General features: G+C 66.1%; 19 protein-coding genes. 9 read left to right on the top strand and 10 right to left on the bottom strand.

Features of this window, described 5'->3' with window-relative positions; translation table 11 throughout:
* Positions 1–13: 13 nt before the first annotated feature.
* From ligA to PMO31116_RS17065, 4 genes are all read right to left on the bottom strand, one after another.
* On the bottom strand, positions 14–2,113 hold the full coding sequence (gene ligA / locus PMO31116_RS17080; RefSeq protein WP_246185345.1) for an NAD-dependent DNA ligase LigA: 2,100 nt from the start codon (positions 2,111–2,113) through the stop codon (positions 14–16).
* Positions 2,114–2,285: 172 nt separating this feature from the next.
* Positions 2,286–3,875: a cell division protein ZipA C-terminal FtsZ-binding domain-containing protein gene (locus tag PMO31116_RS17075; RefSeq protein ID WP_246185344.1), complete on the bottom strand. Its 1,590-nt coding sequence runs from the start codon at positions 3,873–3,875 to the stop codon at positions 2,286–2,288.
* 39 nt (positions 3,876–3,914) lie between these two features.
* Positions 3,915–7,430 carry a chromosome segregation protein SMC gene (gene smc, locus PMO31116_RS17070; RefSeq protein WP_150567783.1) on the bottom strand — a complete coding sequence of 1,172 codons (3,516 nt, stop codon included), beginning with the start codon at positions 7,428–7,430 and terminating at the stop codon, positions 3,915–3,917.
* Between the two features lie 135 nt (positions 7,431–7,565).
* A complete protein-coding gene (locus tag PMO31116_RS17065) occupies positions 7,566–8,552 on the bottom strand; it encodes a DMT family transporter (protein ID WP_150567782.1) in 987 nt (328 codons plus the stop codon).
* Between the two features lie 388 nt (positions 8,553–8,940).
* On the opposite strand from PMO31116_RS17065, the gene dapC reads away from it, so the two are divergent.
* The 7 genes from dapC to PMO31116_RS17030 all read left to right on the top strand — a co-directional run bounded on the left by dapC (position 8,941) and on the right by PMO31116_RS17030 (position 17,175).
* Complete coding sequence (gene dapC, locus PMO31116_RS17060) at positions 8,941–10,143, top strand: succinyldiaminopimelate transaminase (RefSeq protein ID WP_150567781.1); 1,203 nt, start codon at positions 8,941–8,943, stop codon at positions 10,141–10,143.
* 24 nt (positions 10,144–10,167) lie between these two features.
* Positions 10,168–10,995, top strand: a complete 828-nt coding sequence (dapD, locus tag PMO31116_RS17055) for a 2,3,4,5-tetrahydropyridine-2,6-dicarboxylate N-succinyltransferase (protein WP_023596259.1) — start codon at positions 10,168–10,170, stop codon at positions 10,993–10,995.
* 89 nt (positions 10,996–11,084) lie between these two features.
* Positions 11,085–11,432, top strand: a complete 348-nt coding sequence (locus tag PMO31116_RS17050) for an ArsC family reductase (RefSeq protein ID WP_150567780.1) — start codon at positions 11,085–11,087, stop codon at positions 11,430–11,432.
* Positions 11,433–11,436: 4 nt separating this feature from the next.
* Positions 11,437–12,588, top strand: coding sequence for a succinyl-diaminopimelate desuccinylase (gene dapE, locus PMO31116_RS17045; RefSeq protein ID WP_150567779.1), 1,152 nt, complete (start codon positions 11,437–11,439; stop codon positions 12,586–12,588).
* A gap of 36 nt (positions 12,589–12,624) precedes the next feature.
* A complete protein-coding gene (prmB, locus tag PMO31116_RS17040; protein WP_150567778.1) occupies positions 12,625–13,521 on the top strand; it encodes a 50S ribosomal protein L3 N(5)-glutamine methyltransferase in 897 nt (298 codons plus the stop codon).
* 134 nt (positions 13,522–13,655) lie between these two features.
* Entirely contained in the window at positions 13,656–15,083 is a 1,428-nt protein-coding gene (gene cls / locus PMO31116_RS17035; RefSeq protein ID WP_150567777.1) for a cardiolipin synthase, read from the top strand.
* A gap of 148 nt (positions 15,084–15,231) precedes the next feature.
* Positions 15,232–17,175 carry an ATP-binding cassette domain-containing protein gene (locus tag PMO31116_RS17030; protein ID WP_150567776.1) on the top strand — a complete coding sequence of 648 codons (1,944 nt, stop codon included), beginning with the start codon at positions 15,232–15,234 and terminating at the stop codon, positions 17,173–17,175.
* A 131-nt stretch (positions 17,176–17,306) separates the two neighbouring features.
* Here PMO31116_RS17030 and radA read toward each other — a convergent pair whose 3' ends face one another.
* Positions 17,307–18,680, bottom strand: coding sequence for a DNA repair protein RadA (radA, locus tag PMO31116_RS17025; RefSeq protein ID WP_150567775.1), 1,374 nt, complete (start codon positions 18,678–18,680; stop codon positions 17,307–17,309).
* 23 nt (positions 18,681–18,703) lie between these two features.
* Complete coding sequence (alr, locus tag PMO31116_RS17020; protein ID WP_150567774.1) at positions 18,704–19,774, bottom strand: alanine racemase; 1,071 nt, start codon at positions 19,772–19,774, stop codon at positions 18,704–18,706.
* Between the two features lie 338 nt (positions 19,775–20,112).
* On the opposite strand from alr, the gene lplT reads away from it, so the two are divergent.
* Both lplT and thiD read left to right on the top strand, forming a co-directional pair.
* On the top strand, positions 20,113–21,405 hold the full coding sequence (lplT, locus tag PMO31116_RS17015; protein ID WP_150567773.1) for a lysophospholipid transporter LplT: 1,293 nt from the start codon (positions 20,113–20,115) through the stop codon (positions 21,403–21,405).
* A gap of 1 nt (position 21,406) precedes the next feature.
* Positions 21,407–22,240 (top strand): bifunctional hydroxymethylpyrimidine kinase/phosphomethylpyrimidine kinase, encoded by an 834-nt coding sequence (gene thiD / locus PMO31116_RS17010; RefSeq protein WP_150567772.1) that lies wholly within the window; start codon positions 21,407–21,409, stop codon positions 22,238–22,240.
* A gap of 18 nt (positions 22,241–22,258) precedes the next feature.
* Here thiD and PMO31116_RS17005 read toward each other — a convergent pair whose 3' ends face one another.
* From PMO31116_RS17005 to tsaB, 4 genes are read right to left on the bottom strand one after another with little or no spacing between them, the layout of a single operon-like run.
* Entirely contained in the window at positions 22,259–23,536 is a 1,278-nt protein-coding gene (locus PMO31116_RS17005) for a DUF1853 family protein (RefSeq protein WP_174971407.1), read from the bottom strand.
* Positions 23,497–24,564, bottom strand: a complete 1,068-nt coding sequence (locus tag PMO31116_RS17000; RefSeq protein WP_150567770.1) for a uracil-DNA glycosylase — start codon at positions 24,562–24,564, stop codon at positions 23,497–23,499. Before PMO31116_RS17000 ends, PMO31116_RS17005 begins: the two co-directional genes overlap by 40 nt.
* The gene (rimI, locus tag PMO31116_RS16995) at positions 24,551–25,030 is read right to left on the bottom strand and encodes a ribosomal protein S18-alanine N-acetyltransferase (protein ID WP_063599267.1); all 480 of its coding nucleotides are present in this window, start codon (positions 25,028–25,030) and stop codon (positions 24,551–24,553) included. Before rimI ends, PMO31116_RS17000 begins: the two co-directional genes overlap by 14 nt.
* Positions 25,030–25,791, bottom strand: a complete 762-nt coding sequence (gene tsaB / locus PMO31116_RS16990; protein WP_150567769.1) for a tRNA (adenosine(37)-N6)-threonylcarbamoyltransferase complex dimerization subunit type 1 TsaB — start codon at positions 25,789–25,791, stop codon at positions 25,030–25,032. The genes rimI and tsaB overlap by 1 nt, the downstream gene beginning before the upstream one ends.
* Between the last annotated feature and the right edge of the window lie 197 nt (positions 25,792–25,988).

The raw sequence follows: 25,988 nt of genomic DNA, 5'->3' as shown, positions 1-25,988 counted from the left end.
TTGAGTCCTCACATCAAAGCGCGGCCAACATCGCGCGCATAGCGTCTTCGTCGAGCACCGGCACGCCGAGCGACTCGGCCTTCGCCAACTTGCTCCCTGCCTCGGCTCCCGCCACGACATAATCGGTTTTTGCGGAAACCGAACCGGCCACCTTCGCGCCCTTCTCTTCGAGCATCGCTTTCGCCTCGTCGCGCGAGAGCGTGGGCAGCGTCCCCGTCAGCACGAAAGTCTTGCCGGCCAACGGCAACGGGGCCGCCGCCGCAGGTTCCGACTCGGGCCAGGTGACGCCCGCCGCACGCAGTTGCTCGATCACCTCGACATTATGCGGCTCGCCGAAGAAATTGGCGATGGACTGGGCCACAATGGGTCCGACGTCGGGCACGGCGAGCAGTTCCTCGGTCGACGCTGCCATTACATTGTCCAGCGTGCCGAAATGCCGGGCGAGATCCTTCGCCGTCGCCTCCCCCACGTGCCGGATCCCCAGTGCGAAGATGAAGCGCGCGAGCGTGGTATGACGCGCCGCCTCCAGCGCCGCCACCAGATTGGCCGCCGATTTGTCGGCCATGCGATCGAGCGCCGCCAGCTTGGCCACGCCGAGCTTGAACAGATCGGCAGGCGTGCGAATGATGTGCTGGTCGACAAGTTGCTCGACGAGCTTGTCGCCAAGTCCCTCGATATCGAGCGCGCGGCGCTGCGCAAAGTGCAGCAAGGCCTGCTTGCGCTGCGCGGCGCAAATCAACCCGCCCGTGCAACGCGCGATGACTTCGTCAGGCAGCTTTTCGATCGCCGAACCGCACACCGGGCACTCCGTCGGCATGACAAACGCCCGCGCGTCGGCAGGACGTCGCTCCAGCACCGAACCGACCACTTCCGGGATCACATCCCCCGCGCGGCGCACAATCACGGTATCGCCGATCATGACGTCCTTGCGCCGAATTTCGTCCTCGTTGTGGAGCGTGGCGTTCGTCACCGTCGCCCCGCCCACGAAGACCGGCGCCAGACGCGCCACCGGTGTGATCGCCCCCGTGCGCCCCACCTGCACCTCGATGTCGAGCAGCGTCGTGAGCGCCTCCTGCGCGGGGAACTTGTGCGCCAGTGCGAAGCGCGGCGCGCGCGACACGAAACCGAGCCGGTCCTGCTCGTCGCGTCGGTTGACCTTGTAGACCACGCCGTCGATGTCATATGGCAGCGACGGACGCGCCTCGCCCACCGCCCGATAGAACGCGAGCAACCCGCCCGCCCCCTGCACCACTTCGCGGCGGTCATTGACCGGAATGCCCAGCGTAACGTACCAATCGAGCAGCGCGGCATGGGTTTCCGGCATCGGCTTGCCAACCAGCTCCCCGACCCCATAGGCAAAGAACGACAACGGGCGCCTGGCGGTGATTCTCGAATCGAGCTGACGCAGGCTGCCGGCCGCCGCGTTGCGCGGGTTGACGAAGACCTTCTCGCCGGCGGCTTCCTGCATCCGATTGAGTTTGTCGAAGTCAGCCCGGAACATCAGCACTTCGCCTCGCACTTCCAGCACCTCGGGCGGATCGTCTGTCTCCAGGCGCAGCGGAATCTTCTTGATGGTGCGGATGTTGGCGGTCACGTCCTCGCCGGTCGTGCCGTCACCGCGCGTGGCCGCCTGGACGAGCACACCGCGCTCGTAACGCAGCGCGATCGCCAGACCGTCGAACTTCAGCTCGGCCGCGTATTCGACCGGCGCGCCGAACAAATCGCCGGAGGCACCTGCCGCATTCGCATCGCGCAGCCCATCCGCCACACGACGGTCGAACGCCTCGACGTCCTCGTCGGCAAAGCCGTTGTTCAGCGACAGCATGGGCACGCGATGCACGACCGGAGCGAACCCCTCCACGGGTTTGCCGCCAACCCGCTGCGTGGGCGAATCGGCACGCTGCAGTTCAGGGAAGCGGGCTTCGAGTGCGACGAGTTCGGCGAAAAGCCGATCGTACTCGGCGTCGGGAATCAGCGGGGCGTCCTCTTCGTAATAGGCGCGATTGTGTCGCGCCAGCTCGCGACGCAGCTCGGCGGCGCGCTGGGCGGCGGCCGTCGCATCGTCAGACAAATGGGCGTTCGCGCCCTGACCCGGAACGGAAGTTTGGGACATGCGAGGAGACTCGGGTACGGGAATTCAGAACATTATGCCTTCGACGCACGCGCCTGCGCGCCGTCGACAGCGGGATTCCTTCGGAACAAAAACGCCGCTCACCCGACGGTGAACGGCGTGCATCGAACAGACAGCGCGCGACGGATACCGTCCGCCGCCTGCCAGCCCGCGTTTACTGACTGAACAGGCGGCGCGTGACGGGCGAGCCCGCAGGCAGTCCGCGCGCCTCGAGGCGTTCGTAGAGCTTGAGAAGCTGCTTGTCGACGTTTTGCAGCGCAGCATCCGAGAGCGGCCGACGTTGATCGTCCACCACTCGCCCGCCGATGCGCTGTCCGATGGAACGCGCGTAATCGCACATCAGACGGAAAGGAAGGAGATCTTCGTCTGCCACGGGCACGTCCAGCAGCATGGTGATCAGATCGCCGCCCTTGTACGTCAGATCGTCGCGCAGGAAGTTGGTGTCGCCGAACTGCAGCATGAACACCGGGTTCTGACGCGTGTCGAGCTTCACGAAGCGCATGCCGTCGCGCGAGAGCAACAAGCCGTCCTGCGTGGCCACCGCCTGCACATAATTGGCAGACCACGGCGCCCCATCCGAGAGCACATTGACCGACAACTGGGCATCGCATTGCGCGGCAAAACTGTCCAGCTCGCGCGCACGCGCCACCGTCTCCATCATGTCGGGCAATTCCGGCAATGCGTCGACGGCGTCGGCGAGCGTCTGGACGAGGTTCGAGAATTCGGAGAATTCGACCTCATTCAACGCCCCGGCCCGGTTGGCGAGCTGTACGGCCATGCGGAGCTGATGGTAGCGACCGCCGGTGCGAATCAGTTCCCACGGCGAATGCTCGTCCGCTCGGCCCTCGATGTTGACCGGCTTGCTGCCGGCGCGGCGCATGCGCATGGTCAACGGCATGAGGCGCTCGGCGGCAATGACGTTCGCCAACGGCAACGCCACGATGCAGTCGATGCGCTCGTCGATGACCGCCGGCGGACCGCTCGGCGTCGCCGGGCGAGTGGCAGCCGCGGGCATCGCCTGCGCGACCGGCGAGGCGGACGCCTCGGCGGTATCGGGGGCAGCAACGGTAGCAACGGCAGCGGCGGTGGCATGGTTGCCGTCGGCCTGTGCAGCGGGTTCCGCGTCCGGCGCACCCGCTGCCGCCGCGGCGGCACCCGCCGGCGCAGCGTCAACGGTATCGTCGGCGGCGAGTTCGGCGTCCATGCGCGCCACCGCGCTGGCGACGGCCGCTTGTTCCGCATCGCGTGCCCGGTCGCTGGCGGCGTCTCGACCGGCATGGGAATCGGCGGAAGTGGCGGGAGTGGCGGGAGTGGCGGGAGAGTCACCCGACGGCACGCTCGCCTCATGCGCAGCGATGACGCCGTCCGCCTCGCCTGCGGCGGCCTTCTCGGCCGCTTCCTGTGCCGCGCGCTTGCGCGCGGCGGGCGGGGCATCCCAGGCGTCTTCATTGATGGCAAACGCGTCCTGCACGGACGTGCCGGCAACCGTCGCCGGGCCAAGCGTCGGCTCGCGGCGCTCGCCCGACTGCGCCGGCACTCGCGGCGGCGACAACGTGGGTTCGATGAACGGGCGGTCGTCGTCCGCGTCAGGCACACCGGCCGTCGCATCGATTCCCGTCCCGTCGGTCGGCATGCGACGCGGTATGCGCGCTCGCGCCTTGCTGCCTTGCCAGGCGTTATATGCCACTACCCCCAGCAGTACCACTACCCCTGCGGCAATCAAACTAAGCTGCAGTTCATTCATGCGCGGCGTTCCTCTCTCTTCTCCATCGTGGGCGCGGGGTCAGGCGATCTCGGCCAGATTGATCGCTGACTCCATGTCCACCGCCACGATCCGCGACACCCCTTGTTCCTGCATGGTGACGCCGATGAGCTGATTGGCCATTTCCATCGCGATTTTGTTATGCGAAATAAATACGAATTGGGTGCGGTCCGACATGCGCGCCACCATCTTGGCGTAGCGCTCGGTGTTGGCGTCGTCGAGCGGCGCGTCCACCTCGTCCAGCAGACAGAACGGCGCCGGATTGAGCTGGAACATCCCGAACACCAGCGCAATGGCCGTGAGCGCCTTTTCCCCACCGGACAGCAAATGAATCGTGGAGTTCTTCTTGCCGGGGGGTTGCGCCATAACCTGCACGCCGGCGTCGAGAATTTCGTCGCCGGTCATGATGAGCTTTGCCTGGCCGCCGCCGAACAACATCGGGAACAGTTCGCCGAAATGCTTGTTCACTTCGTCGAACGTGCCTTGCAGCAGCACGCGCGTCTCTTCGTCGATCTTGCGAATCGCGCCTTCGAGCGTTTCGATGGCGTCGTTCAGATCGGCCGACTGGGCGTCGAGGAAGACCTTGCGCTCGCGCGCCGTTTCCAGTTCCTCGAGCGCCGCCATGTTGACCGGGCCGAGCGCGTTGATGGCGTTGTTGATGCGCGTGACTTCGCCCTGCAGATACGACGGCTTCATATCCGCCGTGAGCTTGGCCGACAATGCCTCTTCGTCGACTTGCGCAGTCGTGAGCTGCTCGGCGAACTGCTCGCGGTTCAAGCGCGCGGCCTGCTCCTTGAGCTGCAATTCCGTAATGCGGTCGCGCAGCGGTTGCAACCCACGCTCCGCCGCCAGACGCTCCTCGTCGCTTTGACGCAGCTTCTGCGTGAGGGCCTCCAGCTCCATGCGGGCGGCCCCGAGAATCTCTTCCTTCTCGGCGCGAAGCTCCAGCGCATCCTGCAAGCCATTCTCGGCCGTCTGCTCGGTGATTTGCGCGAGCTCGGCCTGCGCCTGCTCGATCGAGACGACCAGGCGCTCGGCCTGCTCCAATGCCGTCTGAATACTGCGGCGATGCTCGTCGATCTTGCTCGCGATCCCTTTCTGCCCGTAAGTCGCTTCCTGCGCGAGGCGCTCGAGCTCACGCGCGCGGTTGCGCGCATCGGACAGTTGGCTATCGAGCGATTCGAACTCCAGCTGTCCGTCTTCGAACGTAGCCTGCAATTCCGCAAGGCGGGCATCGCTGTGTTCGAAGTTCGCTTCCGACTCGGCGCGCATGGCCAGTTGCTCTTCGATCTGGGCCGCGATTTCGCGCAGCTCCTCGTCGATCTGCGAGCTGCGCGCGTTATAGCGCTCGTAGGCCTGAGTCAGCTTGAGTACGTCCAGCTGCAACGCATGCACGCGCTGCGTGGCGCGCTCGGCGCGCCCGCGCACCTCCGTGAGCGACTGGGCGGCCTGGCTGTAGGCGGCTTCCGCACGCACGGCCGCCGACTTGGCTTCGTCCGAGAGCAGCGCCTGCGCGCGCAGTTGCTTGCCGAGATTCTCGATTTCCTGCTGACGCGCGAGCAAACCGGCCTGCTCGGAGTCGGCGGCATAAAGCTGCACGCCCACGCGGGTGACCTGATGCCCGGCCTTGACGACAATCGATGCCCCCTCGGGCAATTGCGCGCGGGCCGTCATCGCCTGTGCGAGGTCGTCGGCGACGTATGTGTGACCGAGCCATTCCTGCAACACGGCGCGCAGGCCCGGATCGTCGATGCGCAACAGCGAGAGCAGCGGACGCAGCGAGGCCGGCGCCTCCGGTGGTCGCGCGGCCGGCGGCGGCGAGTAGAACGCCAGCTTGGCCGGCGGAGCGTCGCTCGCGAAGGCCTTCACCCAGTCGAGGTTGCTGATTTCCAGCGCGGCAAGGCGCTCGCGCAGTACCGATTCGAGCGCGTTTTCCCAGCCCGGCTCGATATGCAGTTTCTTCCAAAGTCGCGGCAGTTGCGCCAGCTCGTGTTTGTCGAGCCACGGCTGCACCTTGCCCTCGGTCTGCACGCTTTCCTGAAGCTGCTTGAGCGCACTCAGGCGAGCCTCGAGCTGCGCGATGGTCGCCGCCTCGGACTGGACCCGGGCCTGCGCCTCGGCGCGCTCCGCCTCCAGACGCGGCAGCCGTTCCTGCGCCTCGGCAAGCTCGGCCTGCGCATCCTCGAGCATCGCCTGATGTTCGGCGAGTTCGGCGCGCTGCATCTCCAGCTCGGCCTCGTCGGGCTTGTCGAGCCCACGCGCCTCACCTTGCAAGCGCTCCTGACGCTGCTGCAGTTGCTGCAGGGCCTGGTCGGCGTTGCGCTGGTGCGCAGCTTCGAGTTTCAAACTCTGCTCGACCTGCGCGATCTCGCTGCGCTGCTCGTTGAGCAGGTTCTGCGCGTCGCGCCAGCGTGACTCCAGTGCAGGCAGGGCGTCGTTCTGTTCGGCCGCCTGATCCTGGGCCGTCGCCGCCCGCTCCTCCGCGATGACCAGTTCTTCCTCGGCAAGGGCCAGCGCCTCTTCCGATTGCGCACAGCGGGCCTGCCACTGTTCGCGTTGCGAGGTCAGCGCCGCCAGTTGCGCCTGCACGCGATTGCGCGACTCCACAACGTAACGGATCTCCGCTTCGAGGCGGCTCACCTCCGAATTCGCCTCGTACATGGCGCTCTGGGCGGCCTGCACGGCATCGGTGGCGGTGTAATGCGCGGCGCGCAGCGTCTCGAGGTCGGACTCCGACCCGCGCAAACGCGCCATCTGCGCTTCCAGGTCGACCTGCGCCGACTCGATGGCGCGTTGCTGGCGCTCCTGTTCGTTCTGGGCCTCGTTCTTGCGCAACAGCCACAACAGTTGCTGCTTCTCTTCTCCGTCGCGCTGCAAGTCCTTGAACCGATTGGCCACGACGGCCTGGGATTCCAGTTTTTCGAGGTTGGTGCCGAGTTCGCGCAGGATATCTTCCACGCGAGTAAGGTTCTCACGCGTGTCCTGCAGCCGGTTCTCGGTTTCGCGACGTCGTTCCTTGTACTTGGAGACACCCGCGGCTTCTTCGAGGAATACGCGCAGTTCTTCCGGCTTGGCCTCGATGATGCGCGAGATCATGCCCTGCCCGATGATGGCGTAGGCGCGCGGCCCGAGGCCGGTCCCGAGGAAGATGTCCTGGATGTCGCGGCGACGCGCGGGAAGATTGTTGATGTAGTAGCTGGAGGTCCCATCGCGCGTGAGCACGCGCTTGACGGCGATCTCGGCGTATTGGCTCCACTGCCCGGCAGCACGTCCGGCGCTGTTGTCGAACACGAGCTCGACGCTGGCACGACTTGCCTGCTTGCGGGCGGTCGACCCGTTGAAAATCACGTCCTGCATCGATTCGCCGCGCAGCTCCGAGGCGCGCGACTCGCCGAGCACCCAGCGCACGGCGTCGATGATGTTGGACTTGCCGCACCCGTTCGGGCCGACAATGCCGACCAGTTGGCCGGGCACCGCAAAGTTCGTCGGATCGACGAAAGACTTGAAGCCAGCGAGTTTGATGGATGTCAGACGCACGGCAGGTTCGCTTTTTCGGTCATTGAATGAGAGGAAAGACGCGGAACGCGCTAGCTGGTCCTGTCTGGCCTCGCGCGCGCTGGCGCGCGCAGGCCGCATTTCTTGCTGATTACAGCGGTATCACGACGGTACGCATCATACCATCGCATCCCCCGCCGTCGCGGATTTACAACGCCCCGAATCCGGCAAAATTCCTGACAGCACACCGGCCGCCACGATGCACAACCCGCCGGCGATTTCCCGGGCCCCCAATCCCTCGCTCGCCAGCCACCAGGAGGAAATCGCCGCCACCACGATTTCGAAAAGCATGATGAGCGCCGCCTGGTTCGCCGGCACGCGCGCCAGTCCGAACTGGACGATCACGTTGGTCAGGGCGATCGTGCAGCCCAGCGCCAGCGCGACGGCCGCCGCGCCCGCGTTCGATGTCAGGACCGAGACGGCGGCGTGCCCGCTTTGCACACCGCCGTCGAAGGGCATGACCAGCAGCCCGCCGACCATGCACCCGAGATACAGGGTCCAGCTTCGCATCTCCGCCCGCACGTCGGGCAACGCCTGGCTCACGCGGCGCAACAGCACGTTGTTGAGCGCAAAGGCCGCGCCGGCAATCGCGCCGGCCCATTCGCCCGCGTTGTTGGGTACTGGCCAGCCCAGCTCGGGCGACCAGAGCATCAGTCCCGCCCCGCCCAACGCCAGCGCGATGAGCCCGCCCCCGCGCAAGCCGACCCGCTCGCCGAGCAGCCCATGGGCGAAGAGCGCCGTCCAGACCGGGGTCAGATAAAAGAGCAGCAGCACCCGCATCACATGGCCGTGGGTGGTGCCCCACACGAAGGCGACGTTGGTGGTTCCGCCGGCGAACGCCACGCCCACCAGCAGCCACGACCAGCGCAGCGTGCCGAGCGACCGGCGATAGACGAGCGTGAGCAGCAACAGTGCCACGCCGGCGGTGCATATCTGCGCGGGTACCGCGGCCACACCCCACTGGGCCAGCACGCGATAGGGAAACCAGGCCAGGCCCCACACCGACGAACCGATGAGAATGGCCAGGGCGGGTGCCGCCCGGGTGCGCAACGAGACCCCGGAAGTCGAAGCCGGGCCGTGCGCGCCGTTGCCGGCTACGGTCATACTGCTCTCTCCTGAAAAACCTGAGATACTCCGCAGACTTGCCCCACTGGCGCCTCGGAATATGCTGATTTACGCACCGCTCGCGCTTTGGACGCGCCGTGACGGTATAATTTTCGCTTCGCCGATCTTGCCATTCTTGCGCGCGTCCGGGAACCCCTTTCCCCGTCGTCTCGTGTGATGTCGTGAATCAGCGAGGCGCGATGGAAGGCCGCCGCCGTGCTCCCGGACGACGTGAGCACGCCCGGCCCCGGAGAATGTGTCGCCGCAAAACGCCCCGGACGCCAGAAAGTCGCCAATCTCGCCCAGCCGCCGCATGCGGCCCCGAATTGCCGTGAACGCTGCCCTGACCGGCGGCGCGAACCCTAGCCCTGAGTCTGTTTGAATTCTCGTGAACCCATTACTCGACAAGCTCCAGCCCTACCCGTTTGAACGCCTGAAGTCGCTCGTGGCGGACGTCACGCCGGCCGCCGCTTACAAGGCCATCAGCTTCGGCATCGGGGAGCCCAAGCACCCAACGCCGCAATTCATCAAGGAAGCGCTGATCGAAGGTCTGGGTGGTCTCTCGAACTACCCCGCCACGGCGGGCGGCGAGCCGCTGCGCGCGGCGATCGCGCAGTGGCTGGAGCGCCGTTACGCGCTGCCCAACGTGAATCCGGCGACCGAAGTCCTGCCCGTCACCGGCTCGCGCGAGGCGCTGTTCTCGTTTGCCCAGGCGGTCGTCGACGGCAGCAAGCCCGGCGCGCGCGTGATGTGCCCGAATCCCTTCTACCAGATCTACGAAGGCGCCACGCTGCTCGCCGGCGCGACGCCCTATTACGTCGACAGCGACCCGGCGCGCAATTTTGCGCCGGACTACGACAGCGTGCCGGCCGACGTCTGGCGCGACGTCCAGTTGGTCTACCTCTGCTCGCCGGGCAACCCGACCGGCGCCGTGCTGGGCCTGGCTGACTGGATGCGCCTGTTCGAACTCTCGGACGAGTACGGCTTCGTGATCGCGTCCGACGAGTGCTACTCCGAAATCTACTTCGACGAAGAGCGCGCACCGCTGGGCGGCCTCGCGGCGGCCCATCAGCTCGGCCGCGGTTTCGAGCGCCTTGTCGTGTTCTCGAGCCTGTCCAAGCGCTCCAATGTGCCGGGCATGCGCTCGGGTTTCGTAGCCGGCGACGCCGCCATTCTCAAGAAATTCCTGCTGTACCGCACGTACCACGGCTGTGCCATGAGCCCGGCCGTGCAGGCGGCGAGCGTGGCCGCATGGAACGACGAAGCCCACGTGCGCCTGAACCGCAGCAAGTACCTGAAGAAGTTTCAGACCGTTACGCCGATGCTCGCCGAAGTGCTCGACGTGCGCCTGCCGGATGCGGGCTTCTACCTGTGGGCCAAGGTCGACACCAGGACCGGCCTGTCCGATACGGAATTCACGCGTCGATTGCTGGCGCAATACAATGTGGCCGTACTGCCCGGTTCGTATCTGGGCCGCGCCGCACACGGCGCGAACCCCGGCGAGCACTATGTTCGCATCGCCCTCGTGGCCGACGTGGACGAATGCACCGAAGGCGCGCAGCGCATCGTGCAGTTCTGCCAATCCCTTTAATTCCAACTGCAACTGATTCTCGCCATGTCGCAACAACTGCAAACCACCATCGATCAAGCCTGGGAAAACCGTGCCGAGATTTCGGCCAAGTCGGCGCCCGCCGACGTACGTGAGGCCGTCGCCCACGTCATCGCCGAGCTGGACAAGGGCGCCCTGCGCGTGGCCCAGAAGCATGACGGCAAGTGGATCGTGAACCAGTGGATCAAGAAGGCCGTGCTGCTGTCGTTCCGCCTGGAAGACAACGCCGTGATGCCCGCCGGCGGCTTCAGCCAGTTCTACGACAAGGTGCCGAGCAAGTTTGCCAGCTACACCGCGGAAGACTTCGCCCGTGGCGGCTTCCGCGTGGTGCCGCCGGCCGTCGCACGCCGCGGCTCGTTCATCGGTAAGAACGTGGTGCTGATGCCCTCGTACACGAACATCGGCGCGTACGTCGATGAAGGCACGATGGTCGACACGTGGGCCACGGTCGGCTCCTGCGCGCAGATCGGCAAGAATGTCCACCTCTCGGGCGGTGTCGGTATCGGCGGTGTCCTCGAGCCGCTGCAGGCCAACCCGGTCATCATCGAAGACAACTGCTTCATCGGCGCGCGCTCGGAAGTCGTGGAAGGCGTGATCGTGGAGGAGAACTCGGTAATCTCGATGGGCGTGTATCTGGGTCAGTCGACCAAGATCTACGATCGCGAAACCGGCGAAGTGCACTACGGCCGCGTGCCGGCCGGCTCGGTGGTCGTGCCGGGCAACCTGCCCTCGAAGGACGGCAAGTACAGCCTGTACTGCGCCGTGATCGTGAAGAAGGTCGACGCCCAGACGCGCGCCAAGACCGCCATCAACGATCTGCTGCGCGGCGAGTAATCCCGCGAGGCTTTGACGGGGCATCGCTGTCGCTCGCGCGGCACCGGTGCCTCCGACTTTGCAGTCCCGAGACATCAGGAGTTCAGGCGATGACGGCAGTGCTTTACGGCATTCCCAACTGCGATACCGTGAAGAAGGCGCGCACATGGCTCGACGCGCACGGCGTGGCGTACGAATTTCACGACTTCAAGAAGGCAGGCGTGAACGACGCATTGCTGGACCTCTGGCTGGCTCAGGTACCGCTGGCCACCCTGCTCAACCGCAAGGGCACCACGTGGCGCAAACTCTCGCCAGAACAGCAGGCCGCGGCCGCCGACGCGTCGGCGGCGCGCGCCCTGATGATCGAAAGCCCGTCGCTCATCAAGCGCCCCGTACTGGTGGCCGACGGCAAGGTTTCCGTGGGCTTCACGCCCGACAGCTACGCTTCACGATTCTGACTTCATGACTTCCTCCCAGGGCGCCACGCTGGCGCTTACCGAGCAACTGATCGCCCGTCACTCGGTGACGCCCGAAGACCGCGACTGCCAGGCAATCCTCGCGCGGCGCCTCGAGGCGATCGGCTTCGCGTGCGAGACCATCGCCTCGAATGGCGTGACCAACCTCTGGGCGCTCAAGCGTGGCACGCGCGGCACCGACGGCAAGCTCCTCGTCTTCGCCGGTCATACGGATGTCGTCCCGACCGGGCCGCTCGATCAATGGCATTCCGACCCGTTTGCACCGACGCATCGCGACGGCATGCTCTACGGCCGGGGCGCCGCCGACATGAAGACGTCACTTGCCGCGTTCGTGGTCGCGTCGGAGGAGTTCGTCGCCCGGCATCCGGCACACGAGGGTTCCATCGGCTTCCTTCTCACGAGCGACGAGGAAGGCCCGGCCACCGACGGCACGGTGAAGGTCGTCGAGGCGCTGAGCGCGCGTGGCGAACGACTGGACTACTGCGTGGTCGGCGAGCCGACGTCGAGCCAGCGCCTGGGCGACATGGTCAAGAACGGTCGTCGCGGATCGATGTCCGGCAAGCTCGTGATCAAGGGCGTGCAAGGCCATATCGCCTACCCGCATCTGGCGAAGAACCCGACGCATCTGTTTGCACCGGCGCTCGCCGAACTCACGCAAACCGTGTGGGACAACGGCAACGAGTATTTCCCGCCCACCACCTGGCAGATTTCGAACATTCATGCCGGCACGGGCGCGACCAACGTCATTCCCGGCGAGCTGACGGTCATGTTCAACTTCCGCTTCTCGACGGCAAGCACTTCGGACGGCCTGCAAAAGCGCGTCCACGAACTACTCGACCGCCACGGCCTGACATACACGCTCGACTGGTCGATCAGCGGCCAGCCGTTCCTCACACCGCGTGGCGACCTCTCGCAGGCGCTCTCGAGTGCCATTCTCGAGGAAACGGGCCTGGAAACCGAATTGTCGACGACCGGCGGCACCTCCGACGGCCGCTTCATCGCGCGCATCTGCCCGCAGGTGATCGAGTTCGGGCCGTGCAACGCGAGCATCCACAAGATCGACGAGCACATTGCGGTGGCCGACATCGAACCGCTCAAGAACATCTACCGTGGGGTGTTGGCGCGTCTGGTGGCCTGAGGCGCCCGATACAACGACCGGCACGAGACATTCATCATGACACCCCAAGCCACTCACCCTTTCCGCACGCTGCGCGATCTGCTGCGCTATGCCGTCTCTCGCTTCACCGAGGCGCAACTGGCCTTTGGCCATGGCACGGCGACCGCCTATGACGAAGCGGCCTACCTGCTGCTGCACACGCTGCATCTGCCGATCGACACACTCGACCCGTTTCTCGACGCCCGCTTGCTGCCCGAGGAAATTGAGCGCGCACTGTCGGTCATCAACCGTCGCGCGGGCGAACGCGTGCCGGCGTCGTACATCACCAACGAGGCCTGGATGCACGGCCACCGGTTCTACGTCGACGAGCGCGTCATCGTGCCGCGCTCGTTCGTCGGCGAACTGCTCGAAGACGCGCTGCAACCCTGGGTCGACCATCCCGACGACGTCGCCGACGTTCTGGAGCTCTGCACCGGTTCGGGCTGCCTCGCGATCCTTGCGGCGGAAACCTTCCCGGGCGCTCGGATCGACGCCGTCGACATTTCCGCCGACGCGCTCGCAGTCGCCACCATCAACGTGGCCGACTACGGTCTCGAAGACCGTATCGCGCTGCATCACGGCGATCTTTACGCTCCGCTGCCCAAGGGCAAGCGCTACGAAGTCATCATCACCAACCCGCCGTACGTGAACGAAGGGTCGATGCAGGTGCTGCCGGCCGAATATCGCCATGAACCGCGTCTGGCGCTCGCCGGCGGCGAAGACGGCATGGATGTGGTCCGACGCATCATTGCCGGCGCGCGCGAGCACCTCACGGATAACGGGGTGCTGGTCGTCGAGATCGGCAACGAACGGCATTTCGTGGAAGCCGCCTTCCCAGATCTGCCGATGACCTGGCTCGCCACGAGCGCAGGCGACGACATGGTCTTCCTCGTTCAGGCCGCCGATCTGCCCTAAGCGCATGCCGAAACGGCCGAGGGCCTGCGCCTGTCGCACCCGCCCTCGGTATCGCCTCGCCTAAGCTCGCCCCTCCGGTTACACTCGGGTTCCCGGGCCAGCGCGGCTCACGGTATGGAGGAAGGTAACCGCTCATGGTGCTCAACTGGCTCGACGTCGGCTTTGCCGTCGCCTGCATCCATGCACTCGGGATCGCCGCCGCGATCCACGCCGTTCTGACGGTGCGCACGTCGCAAGGCGCTGTCGCGTGGGCGGTATCGCTCGTGACGATGCCCTACCTCACGCTCATCCCCTATCTGTTCCTGGGCCGGTCCAAGTTCATCGGCTACGTGGAAGCGCGCCGCGCGCGCAACGAGGTCCTGCAATCGCGCATGGGCGAGACGCAATGGCGCGGCGAGACGCCTGTCGCCGTGGAAGCCCACCCCGAGTTCGCCGCGCTCACGGCGATGACCGGCATGTCGTTCGTCGCGGGCAACCGGGTGCGTCTGCTCGTCAATGGCCGGGCCACGTTCGACGCGATCTTCGCCGCCATCGACCGGGCACGCGACTACGTGATCGTCCAGTTCTTCATCGTCAAGGACGACGCCCTGGGCCGCGCGCTGGCCGCACGCCTGCTCGCGCGCGCGGCCACGGGCGTGAAGGTCTACTTTCTCTACGACCGCATCGGTAGCCACGACCTGCCGCGCAGCTACTGCGAGAAGCTCCGCCAGGGCGGCGTACTCGTGCATGAATTCGCCGCCGCCAAGCGCGGTATCTTCGTCAATCGTTTCCAGCTCAACTTTCGCAACCACCGCAAGATCGTGGTGATCGACGGCAATGAAGCGTTCATCGGCGGGCACAACGTCGGCGTGGAATACCTCGGCGAGAAGCCGCCGCTGGCGCCCTGGCGCGACACGCACATTTCCGTGCGGGGCCCGGCGGTCGTCGGCATTCAGCGCGCGTTCGCCGAAGACTGGCACTGGAGCACGGGACTCGTGCCCGAGCTCAACCGGCAGCCGGTCGCCTCCGGCGAAGACATGCATTGCCAGGTGGTGCCGAGCGGTCCCGCCGATCGCCTGGAAACCTCGTCGCTGTTCTTCGTCAACGCGATCAACGCGGCGCAAAAACGCGTGTGGCTCACCACCCCCTACTTCGTGCCGGACGAAGCCGTGTTCTCGGCGCTGCGCCTGGCGGTGCTGCGCGGCGTCGACGTCCGACTGCTCATTCCCGACCGCGCCGATCACTACGTGGTATTCGAGGCAACCACGTCGTATGCCTTCGAGGCGGCGCGCAGCGGCATCCACGTCTACCGCTACCATCACGGCTTCATTCATCAGAAGGTCGTGCTGATCGACGATAGTGCCGCCGCCGTCGGCAGTGCCAATCTCGACAACCGCTCGTTCCGGTTGAACTTCGAGATCATGCTCCTGACGGTCGACCGAGCGTTTGCCGACGACGTCGCTTACATGCTGGCAGACGATTTCGGCAAGGCGTCGCTGCTCAACAAGGACGACTTCCGCCTGATTCCCCGGTGGCGACAACTCGCCATGCGCATTGCGCGACTGTTCGCGCCGATCCTGTAAAAGCCGGCCGTCGGCGGCCGCCGACGCCGGTCCCCGAACGCCGCACCGCCGCACCGCCACAATAGATTTCCGCCCCGGGCGTTACACCCGGTAAAATGCGCGTTTGGCCGCCCGAGCGCGGCCCGGCTCGTATTCTTACCGCCCTCCCGTGATCCGATTCGAACACCTCACCCTCGCGCGCGGCACCAAACCGCTTTTCGAGGACACCTCCGTCACGCTCAACCCGGGCGAGCGCGTCGGCCTCGTCGGCGCCAACGGCGCCGGCAAGTCCACGCTGTTCGCCCTGTTACGCGGCCAGTTGCACGCCGACGGCGGCGACGCCTTCGTGCCCGGCCACTGGCGCGTTGCGCACGTCATGCAGGAAACGCCCGCCGTCGAGCGCACCGCGCTCGAGTATGTGCTCGACGGCGACACACGCCTGCGCGACATCGAAGCGACGATTGCCGCCGCCGAAGCCGCCCACGATGGCCATGCGCAGGCCGAGGCCCACGCCGCCTTCGCCGACGCCGACGGCTACACCGCGCCGGCACGCGGCGAGGCGCTGCTGCTTGGCCTGGGCTTCACGCTCGCCCAGACGCAACTGCCCGTCGCCAGCTTCTCCGGCGGATGGCGCATGCGCCTGAATCTGGCGCAGGCGCTGATGTGCCCGTCGGACCTGCTGTTGCTCGACGAACCGACCAACCACCTGGATCTGGACGCGATCGTCTGGCTCGAGGACTGGCTCAAGCGCTACGCGGGCACACTCATCGTGATCTCGCACGATCGTGAATTCCTCGACGAGGTCTGCAACGTCACGCTGCACATCGAGAACCAGCAGATCAAGCGCTACGGCGGCAACTACAGCCAATTCGAAGTCCTGCGCGGCCAACAACTGGCTCTGCAACAAAGCGCGTTCGACAAGCAGCAAAAAACGATTGCCCACCTCGAGTCGTACATCACGCGCTTCAAGGCCAAGGCATCGAAGGCGCGCCAGGCGCAAAGCCGCATGAAGGCGCTCGAAAAGATGGAGCGCATCGCGCCCGCACACGTTGCGTCGCCGTTCACTTTCGAGTTCCGCCCCGCCGACAGCGCCCCGAACCCGATGCTCGTGCTCGAAGGCGTGCGTTGCGGATATACGCTCGACGACGGCAGCGAGAAAGTCATCCTGCCGCACGTCACGATGTCGGTGCAGAACGAGCAACGCATCGGTCTGCTCGGCGCCAACGGGCAAGGCAAGTCGACCCTCATCAAGACGCTTGCCGACACGCTCGCGCCGCTGTCCGGGGCCGTAAAGACCGGCAAGGGATTGCAGATCGGGTATTTCGCGCAGCATCAGGTCGAAACGCTGCGACACGACGACTCGCCGCTGCAGCACCTTCAGCGCCTGGCCCCCGACACGCGCGAGCAGGAACTGCGCGACTTCCTGGGTGGCTTCAACTTTCGCGGCGACATGGCGACGTCGTCGATCGCGCCCTTCTCGGGCGGTGAGAAAGCGCGGCTCGCGCTGGCACTCATCATCTGGCAAAAGCCGAACCTGTTGCTGCTCGACGAGCCGACGAACCACCTGGACCTCGAGACGCGCCACGCGCTGACGATGGCCCTCGCCCAGTTCGACGGCACGCTGATCCTCGTGTCTCACGACCGGCATCTGCTGCGCGCGACGACCGATCAGTTCCTGCTCGTGGCCGCCGGAGAGGTCAAACCCTTCGATGGCGACCTCGACGACTACCGCGACTGGCTGCTGCAGCACGCGGCCGACCAACGCGCCGCCGCGCGCGAGGCGAGCACCGGCTCGGGCGGAGACGGCGCGGACGCGGTCGACGGCGTCAATCGCAAGGACCAGAAGCGCGCCGAGGCGCAGGAGCGGCAACGGCTGTCACAACTGCGCAAGCCGTTGCAGCGCAAGATCGAAAAGCTGGAACAGTCGATGGCGAAGCTGTCGGACGAGAAGGCCAGACTCGACGCCATCCTCGCGGACAGCAGCACGTACGAAGAAGCGAAAAAGACGCTGCTGACCGACAGCCTGAAGCAACAGGCGGAAGTGACGAACCAGCTCTCGGACGTCGAAGCCGAATGGCTCGAGGCCCAGGAAGCGCTCGAACAGATCGTTTGACGGCACGTCGCTCGTGCCGCTGCGCCGCTGTGCCGCCCAGCGACCACAAAGAAAAAGCCCGGTCACGCAGACCGGGCTTTTTCGTTCGGCAGAATCGTTGAAGTCGACACGTTCGCCCCGAGCGCGTGCGACTACAGTCCGGCCACGACCGAAATCGCCTGCTCCAGACGGTCGACGGCATGCACTTCAAGCCCGTCGATCGGCTGTTTGGGCGCGTTCGCCTTCGGAATGATGGCAATCGAGAAGCCGAGCTTCGCGGCTTCCTTGAGACGATCCTGCCCCCGCGGGCTCGGCCGGATTTCCCCGGCCAGCCCGACTTCGCCAAACGCGACGATGCCGCGCGGCAAGGGCTTGTTGCGCAGCGAGGAGTGGATCGCCAGCAGCACGGCCAGATCGGCTGCCGGCTCCGAAATCTTCACGCCGCCCACGGCGTTGAGGAACACGTCCTGATCGAAGCAGGCGATGCCGGCGTGACGATGCATGACCGCCAGCAACATCGCCAGACGGTTCTGCTCCAATCCCACCGCAAGACGACGCGGATTCGGCACCTGCGCCGTGTCCACCAGCGCCTGCACCTCGACGAGCAGCGGACGAGTGCCCTCCTGGGTCACCAGCACGCAAGAGCCCGGTACGCTCTGCTCATGCTGCGAGAGGAACAGGGCCGACGGATTCGCCACGCCGCGCAGCCCTTTTTCCGTCATGGCGAAAACGCCGAGTTCATTGACCGCGCCGAATCGATTCTTGAACGCGCGAACGAGGCGATAGGACGAATGCGTGTCGCCTTCGAAATACAGCACGGTGTCGACGATGTGTTCTAGCACGCGTGGCCCGGCCAGGCTGCCCTCCTTCGTCACGTGGCCGACCATGATGACGGTCACGCCGCTTTGCTTCGCACTGCGTGTGAGTTGGGCCGCACACTCGCGCACCTGGGCCACCGATCCGGGCGCCGAGGTGAGGGCTTCCGAGTAAATGGTCTGGATCGAATCGATCACCACGACATCCGGCTTTTCCGATTCGATCGCGCCAAGAATCTTCTCGAGCTGGATTTCGGCAAGCAGATCGAGATCACCGCCGCCCTCGCCCGCCGCACCGAGGCCGAGCCGCTGCGCGCGCAGCGCGATCTGCGCGCCGGACTCTTCGCCGCTCACGTACAGCGCGCGGCGCTCGCGCGCCAGGTGCGCCAGGGACTGAAGCAGAAGCGTCGACTTGCCGATCCCGGGATCGCCGCCGATCAGCACCACGCCGCCGGCGACGAGCCCGCCGCCGAGCACCCGGTCGAATTCGCTCACGCCGCTGGAAAAACGCGGCACGTCGGCCGCTTCGATCTGCGCGAGCTTGCGCACCGGCGTGCTCTTGGCAAGCGACTGGTAACGGTGGCCGGTCGACGCCTCGGCCACCGACTCGACGAGCGTATTCCAGCCGTTGCAGTTGGGACATTGCCCCGCCCACTTGGGCGTCTGCCCGCCGCACTCGGTACAGATGTAGACAGTCTTGGCTTTGGCCATGCGTGGGAATCCCGTCGTGACGCTCAGTTGGCGTGCACCGGCACACGGCGCGCCACGGCGCACATGAGCTCGTAGCCGAGCGTGCCCGCCGAGGCCGCCACTTCGTCGATGCACAGGCCGCGGCCCCAGAGCGTGACCGGCGTGCCGACGCGGGCCTGGGGCACCGGCGTGAGATCGACCGCGAGCATGTCCATCGAGACGCGCCCCACGGTGCGCGTGCGCACGCCATCGACCAGCACGGGCGTGCCCGTGGGGGCAACGCGCGGATAGCCGTCGGCGTAGCCGCAAGCCACCGTGCCCACGCGCATCGGCGCATCGGCGCGGAACAGGCTGCCGTAGCCGACCGAGCCGCCGGCCGGCACGTCCTGGGTACCGATCAGCTCGGCTTCGAGCGTCATCGTGGGTTGCAGATCGAGTTCCCCCGCGGGCACGTCGACGCCCTTGGGCGACGAACCGTAGAGCATGATGCCCGGTCGCACCCAGGCGCCGTGCGTGCCCGGATGAAACAAGGTGGCCGCCGAGTTGGCCAGGCTGCGCTCGCCCGGCACGTCGCACGCGCCGCGCTCGAACGCATCCATCTGATAGGCAATGCCGCGCGGGCCGTCGGCATCCGAGAAGTGCGTCATCAGCACGATCTGGCTCACGCCGGGAATCGCGCGGGCACGCTCCCACGCCGCGCGAAAGCGCTCAGGCGCGAATCCCAGGCGGTTCATGCCGGAGTTCATCTTGAGTTGCACGTTGAGCGGCTTGGTCAGTCGCGTGGTCTCGAGCATGCGCAACTGCTCGTCGCAGTGCACCGTGGTGGTCAGGCCGTACTTGTCGACGACGGCAAGATCCTCGGGCTTGAAAAAGCCCTCAAGCAGCAGGATCGGACCGGCCCAGCCGAGCTCGCGAAGCCGCACGGCTTCGTCGAGGTCGAGCAGGCCGAAGCCGTCGGCGTCGCGCAACCCGGGATAGGCGTTTTCGATGCCGTGGCCGTAGGCGTTGGCCTTCACCACCGCCCAGACCTTGGCGTTGGGCGCGTGGCGGCGGGCGACATCGAGATTATGGGCAAGCGCTGCGGTGTGAATGGAGACTTTGATCGGACGGGGCATGGGCGGAAACGGAATCGGAGGAGAAGCTTGCCGGGAGAGGCCGGCGGCATAACGCATGGGCATATTTTCGTGTTATAAAGCCGTGCGCACAACTTGTTTTGCCGAAATCTTTCTCCCGATAACAATATCGGTCTCAGACCGAGGGCGACCGGGCGCCCGACACGGGGGCTGAGAGACCGAATATACGGTCGAATGACGTGATTTGGATGGCCGAAGCGCGCAGATACCCCTGTGTTTAAGCCCGGTTTCTTCCCGTATGGGGGCCCCTCTCGGGCACCGCGGATTCCGACAACCGAGACACGCAAGTTTTACGCCGCACGGGATCGACTCAAGTACCGATGAAGAAAGGCTTTTACACCATCATGGCCGCGCAGTTTTTTTCGTCGCTGGCCGACAATGCATTGCTCATTGCCGCAATCGCTCTCCTGAAGGACCTCCATTCGCCGCAGTGGATGACACCGCTGCTCAAGCTCTTCTTCGTTCTCTCGTACGTCATCCTCGCCGCCTACGTGGGCGCGTTCGCCGACTCGATGCCCAAGGGCAAGGTCATGTTCATCAGCAACTCGATCAAGGTCGCGGGCTGTCTGATGATGCTGTTCGGCTCGCATCCACTGATCGCCTATGGCGTCGTCGGCTTCGGCGCCGCCGCCTATTCGCCGGCGAAGTACGGGATCCTGACGGAACTGCTCCCGGCCGAGCGGCTCGTGGCCGCGAACGGGTGGATCGAAGGGCTGACCGTCAGCTCTATCATCCTCGGCACCGTGCTCGGCGGCGCGCTCATCAGTCCCCACATCTCCGAATGGATCCTGCACCGCACGCCTGAAGTGATCAGTTCGCCGGCAATGGCCGCGATGGTCGTCATCATGGGCATCTACGTGATCGCGGCGTTGTTCAACCTGCGCATTCCCGACACCGGCGCCCGCTATGCGCGCCAGGAACGCAACCCAATCAAGCTCGTCTCCGATTTCGCCGATTGCTTCGTCACGCTGTGGCGCGACAAGCTCGGCCAGATCTCGCTGGCCGTCACCACGCTCTTCTGGGGCGCAGGCGCCACGCTGCAGTTCATCGTGCTGCGCTGGGCCGAGAAGGCGCTTGGCATGACGCTGTCCGAAGGCGCGATCCTGCAGGCCGTCTCGGCGGTCGGCGTGGCGATCGGGGCGATCGTCGCCGCGTCGCGAATTCCCCTCAAGCGCTCGCTCTCGGTGCTGCCGGTCGGCATCGCCATGGGGATCGCGGTGATGGCGATGGCCTTCTTCTCGAAGGACCTGCTGCCGTGGGGCACCGAGTGGAAGGTGCCGCTTTACCTGATCATCTCGTACATCTTCCTCATCATCGTTGGCGCGCTCGCGGGCTTTTTCGTGGTGCCGATGAACGCCCTGCTCCAGCACCGCGGCCACGTGCTGCTCTCGGCCGGCCACTCCATCGCCGTGCAGAACTTCAACGAGAACCTGTCGGTGCTGGTGATGCTCTGCCTCTATGCGCTGCTGATCTGGTGCAACGTGCCTGTCGGGGTCGTCATCGTTCTTTTCGGTGTGTTCGTCTCGGGCACGATGTGGCTCGTGATGAAGCGTCACCAGGCCAACCAGCGCGAATTCGATTCGGTCGCGCTCATTGGCGAAGTCAAGCATTGATATGAATTCGCGCCAGTTGCCCGCTCACCCCGTTCCCATCGCCCTCACCATCGCCGGATCAGACTCCAGCGGCGGTGCAGGCATTCAGGCCGATCTCAAGACGTTCTCCGCGCTCGGGGCCTACGGCGCCAGCGTGATCACCGCCCTCACCGCGCAGAACACGCGTGGCGTCACGGGCATTCACGCGCCGCCGGCGAGCTTCGTGAGCGCGCAGATGGACGCCGTGTTCCAGGACCTCGACGTCGATGCCGTCAAGCTCGGCATGCTGGTCAACGCCGAGGTCGTGCGCGCCGTCGCCGCCGGATTGCGCGCCTACAAGCCCCGTTTCGTCGTGATCGATACCGTGATGATCTCCAAGAGCGGGCACGCGCTGCTGCAACCCGACGCGGTGGCCGCCCTGCGTGAGGAATTGCTGCCGCTCGCCGATCTCATCACGCCGAATCTGCCAGAGGCGGCGGCACTGCTTGGCGTCGAGCCGGCGACCGACGAAAGCGAGATGGAGCAGCAAGCGCAGTCTCTGCGCGTCCTGGGGGCGCGCAATGTGCTGGTCAAAGGGGGGCATCTCGCCGGCGACCTGAGCCCGGACTGGCTCGTAAGCGATGCGGGCGTGCAACGTTTCAACGCACCGCGCATCGCCGCGCACAACACGCATGGCACCGGCTGCACGTTGTCGGCCGCCCTTGCGGCGCTGCGCCCGCGTCGCACCGACTGGTCCGACACGGTGCGCGACGCCAAGGCGTATCTCAATGGCGCGCTTGCCGCGAGTGACGATCTGCGCATTGGTCACGGCATCGGGCCGGTGCATCACTTCCATGCGCTCTGGCCCAAGGGCTGACACGCGCCGCGCTCGGATTCAGATCGATGGCGCACCGTCGTCCGCGCTGCGTGCAAGCGCCCGACGCGCCGCAGCGTCCGCCCGCTCGCTCAACTCCTCGATGCGATGCCGTGCGCGCGGCGCCCAATAATCCGGCACGATGAATCCCCGGTCGCATTCGAACCAATCCCCGGCGTCCGTGCGGCGCGTCAACGAAACGATCAGCAACGGCTCGGCCACACCGCGCTCCCGCCAGTGCGCCTCGATGCGCGCATGCATCGCCGCGAGAGTGAGGGCGTGCGCGTCGTCGACGCGTGCCGGGGCGAGCCAGCGCACGCGCGGCAGCATCGCCCATGCGCGCTCACCGCGGGCATCCGACTGAACCACCGGGGCCGGGAACGATGTCTGCGCGTGGGCCCACCACTCCTCCAGCGTCGCCCACCAACCCCGCCCATGCGATTCGGCGACCACTTGCGGCAATCGCCCACGCTGCGCGAGCGGATGGAACAGCCACCCCTTGAGATAGACCTGAGGCAACCACGGGCCGGCCGCAGGCAAGGCACTGCGCGCGGCATCGAGCGTGGTCAGCCGAAGTTGGTGTTCGAGCAGGCGCGCCACCTTGTCGGCGAGGCTGTCGGCCAGATTCGGCCCGAGCCAGTGAAACTGGACGTCGCGCTCGCCGAGCGTCGCGGGGGCATCCGCGGGTGGAACGAACAGGTACAGTTTCACCGCCAGTTCCCAATGGAGCAATTGACGGTCCGCACGACGCATCAACAGGAAATCGCATTCGCCCAGCGTCATGTTGCCTCGCCGGGCGTCGCGCACCTGCAAGCCCGCGGCGAGCAGATCGAAGCGAGGGCTGTGCAGCAACGCGAAGTGCAGCAGTTGCTCGGCGTAACGGCCCAGGCGATGGCTCTCGCCACGCGACAGAAACTCGCGCAGCGGCTCGGGATTCGCATCGCATGCGAGCAGCCAGTCGTGCAACGCGCGCGAATGCAAGACGAATTCGCCGGAACCGGACCGACCGGACCCACCGGACTCCCCGGATTCTCCGGACCGACCGAGCGCGGCGGATGCGGGCGGCGGTACCGGAGTCGTCGCAGATGACGCGCGCGGAGAAGCGAGAGATGACGGTGCCGATGGGGACGGCGCGGCGTCGCCCGCCCGCACGCCGTCGAAATGCGCAAGCGCTGCCGGAAAACGGGCAGCGCTCAGCAGATCGGCGGACAACAGCAGCCACGCGAGGTCGCGCACCGACGCCTCGCGCAACGTTCCAATCAGTTCGCCGTAGGCGTGTTGGCCGGAGTCGATTCGCACACCGCCTCGTAGGTGGCCCGTGCCAGGCACCAATCCGTCCAGGCCTTGGCCTTGTCGGGCAGACTGCGTAACAGATAGGCCGGATGGTACGTCACGATCACCGGCACCCCTTCGTACTCATGCACGCGCCCGCGTAAGCTGGCGATGCTCGCCTGAGTTCGCAGAATACTCTGCGCCGCGAAGCGCCCCATCACCACGATCACCCGGGGCTTGAGCAGCGCGACCTGACGCTTCAGGTAAGGCTCGCAGCTTGCGACTTCGTTGGGCTCAGGATCGCGGTTGTTGGGTGGGCGACACTTGAGCACGTTGGCGATGTAGACGTTATCGCCACGCTGCAACGTCACCGCGCGAAGCATGTTGTCCAGCAGCTTGCCCGCCTGGCCAACGAAAGGCTCGCCCTGCAGATCCTCCTGCTGCCCCGGCGCCTCGCCGATGAGCAACCAGTCGGCCTCGCGATCGCCCACGCCGAAGACCGTTTGCGTACGCTTCTCGCACAGCCCGCAAAGGCGGCAATCCGCCACGCGTCCGGCGAGCGCGTCCCAGTCGAGCGTTTCCACGCCCGGCAGGGCCGCACGCGCCGGCGTCGCGCTCTCGCCCGCATCGCGCATGATCGACCACAGTGCGGCATCGGCGGCGGCGTCGCCGTCACCGTTGCCTTCGCTGTCGAGCCACATCGGGATGTCGTCCGCCGGCAGGTTGTCGGCGCGACGGCCGGCGCCGCGTGGCGCCGACGTCGATTCGTGCCGGACTGGCGCCGCAGGTCTGCGCGCCACCGCCGGATCGCGCTCGGGCCGAACCGCCTGACGCGCCACGTCGGGGGCTGGCGACGTCGCCACATCCCACGGCGGCATATCGTCCGCCGCGATATCGCCGCGCGCCGCCACCGGTTCGACGAGCATCGCCACATCGCCGTCGCCGGCCATCACCGCGCGGGCTTCGGCTTGCGCGGTGGCCTTGGCCGCGGCGTCATGCGACATCCACACCGGCCACAGCCCGAACTCTTCCAGAATCGCTTTAGGCCACGGCACGGTCGGTCTCCCAGGTCAGGCGCATGACGATGGCGTCTTCGCGACGCCCGCTCGCCGGATAGTACCCCTTGCGCCGGCCGATCTGCTCGAAGCCGAAACGCTCGTAAATACGCAATGCACGCAGGTTGGACGGCCGGACTTCCAGCAGCACGCCGCCCATGCCTTGTGCGCGCGACACACGCACCACCTCCTCGAGCAACTGCACGCCAAGCCCATTGCCCTGCATCTCCGGTACCACACAGACATTGAGCAAATGCGACTCATCCACCACGGGCATCAGGAGGAAGTAACCGAGTAGCGTGCCGTCCACGGCGCGCAGGCAGACACCCTGATGGCCGGCGTCGAGCGAGTCCGAAAAGTTCTGGCGCGTCCAGGGAAACGGATACGCGCGCACCTCGACGGCAACGACCTCGTCGAGATCGGCAAGGGTCATGGGCGAAAAATGGTTCGGGCCGACCTGACGCATCAGGATGCCTCCTTGCCAGGCCCATGTGACGCGGCCTGCCGGATGGCCTCGCGCTCGGCTGTCGTTTGCGCCACCTTGTTGCGGACGTACACCGGCATGGCCCGATCGGCGGGAATTGCTTCGCCGCGCGCAAAGGCGCGTGCCGCCAGCGTTGCAACGTAACGGGCGCGCGGCATGGCGTCGGCCAGCACCGCCTGGGCCTGCAAACCGGCTCGCAGCCGTTCGCCGAAAGCGGTCACGGCGTTTCCGGCCACGACAAACCCGGCGTCGGGTGCGCGCACCTGTTCGGCGGCATCGAGCGAGGGCGCCTGAACTTCGCGCCAGTCGCCAGCACCGGCGTCCCACGCGTAATCGGCCCAGTAGGCCTCATTCATGCGCGCATCCAGCGCAACGAGCACGCGCCGGGTGTCGACGCGCAGCGCGCGCGCCGCCTCGGCGCAGGCCAGCAGCGTGCCGACCGGCACCACCGGCAATGCCGCGCCAAACGCCAATCCCTGCGCAACGCCGCACGCGGTGCGCAGTCCGGTGAACGAGCCCGGACCGGCGCCGAAGGCGATCGCGTCGCACTCGGCGAGCGTCACGCCGGCTTCGCGCAACACGTCGCGCGCGGCGGGCAGGATATGCGTACTGGAAACGGGGCCGGTATCGAGGTGGCGTTCGACCACCAGGGCGGGCACCCCACCGACAGGATCGTGGCGATACACGGCGACCGAGCAGAATTCGGTCGAGGTATCGAGGGCAAGAAGCGTAATCGAAGACATGGCGTTATTGTAATCGGGCCTGCAGCGCGCCACCTAGTGGGATTGACGAGCCCACGCCGCGGTACCCCATGTCGTCGCCGACCGACCGTCGCGCGCAGGCACCGCGGACAGGCATTTCACTCGGTGCAAATCCGAACGTGCACTTTTCCAAAAAGACAGGTATAATGCGCGCTTCGCCTCGCAAGGATTCATGCTTT

It is taken from the genome of Pandoraea morbifera (assembly GCF_902459575.1).
Lineage (GTDB): Bacteria > Pseudomonadota > Gammaproteobacteria > Burkholderiales > Burkholderiaceae > Pandoraea > Pandoraea morbifera.
The sequence above is the reverse complement of the archived record's forward strand: the minus strand, read 5'-3'. Positions and strand labels throughout refer to the sequence as shown.